This window comes from Streptomyces milbemycinicus, from assembly GCF_002154605.1.
Classification (GTDB): domain Bacteria; phylum Actinomycetota; class Actinomycetes; order Streptomycetales; family Streptomycetaceae; genus Streptomyces; species Streptomyces milbemycinicus.
The window spans coordinates 1-758 of record NZ_MUNE01001248.1 but is presented as its reverse complement, the minus strand read 5'-3'; the positions used below and the strand labels follow the sequence as shown (position 1 = coordinate 758).

At 65.2% G+C, this 758-nt stretch carries 1 pseudogene; it reads left to right on the top strand.

The annotated features are described in order from the left end of the window. Positions 1-524: 524 nt before the first annotated feature. Positions 525-758 (top strand): annotated as a pseudogene (locus CCN51_RS52410) (AraC family transcriptional regulator); the annotation flags it as partial.

Below are 758 nucleotides of genomic sequence, written 5' to 3'. Positions count from 1 at the left end.
GGCTCGCGGGAACGGTCATCAGTCCACATCGTGGACGACATGGGCGCACCGGAATCGGGGCGCACAGGGGCGGCCGGCGCGGCTGAGGGCGCGCTCCGTAGCGCTCCGGGCACACAGTGGTGAGCGTCACCGGAGGGGTCGTACGCCCGGCGGAGGACCCTTCCGCACGTCTGCGCCCACTTCTTTTCGGCCAACTTCCCCTCGAAGTTCTTTCCTTGGCAAACGCTCGCCCCAACCCCCTCCGACCAGCGAGGAAAGGGGTATGAGCGGCCCCTACCCCCTACGCGAAGTGGGTACGAAGGCTAGGCGTACTTCACAGGGAGGCCCACGAGTGCAACGCTTCGTGATCGAATGCTTCCCGCCAAGTTGTCATGTCGACATAGTGGCGGGTGGTGAACTGGTCACGGCGACCACACGCGACACAGTAGATTCGATCTTGGCCATGACCGGCGGGGGAACCGTTCAGGACCGAGGGGAAACGTGCAGGACCGAGAGGACGCGACCACCGAGGGGGGCTTAGTTCGATGAGCCAGGACTCCACGACCGTACCGGAGACCTCGCGCAAGCTCTCCGGACGCCGGCGACGAGAAATCGTCGCGGTGCTGCTCTTCAGCGGCGGCCCTATCTTCGAAAGCTCCATCCCGCTCTCCGTCTTCGGCATCGACCGTCAGGACGCCGGAGTCCCGCGGTATCGATTGCTTGTGTGCGCGGGCGAAGATGTGCCACTGCGAACGACCGGCGGACTGGAACTGACCGCA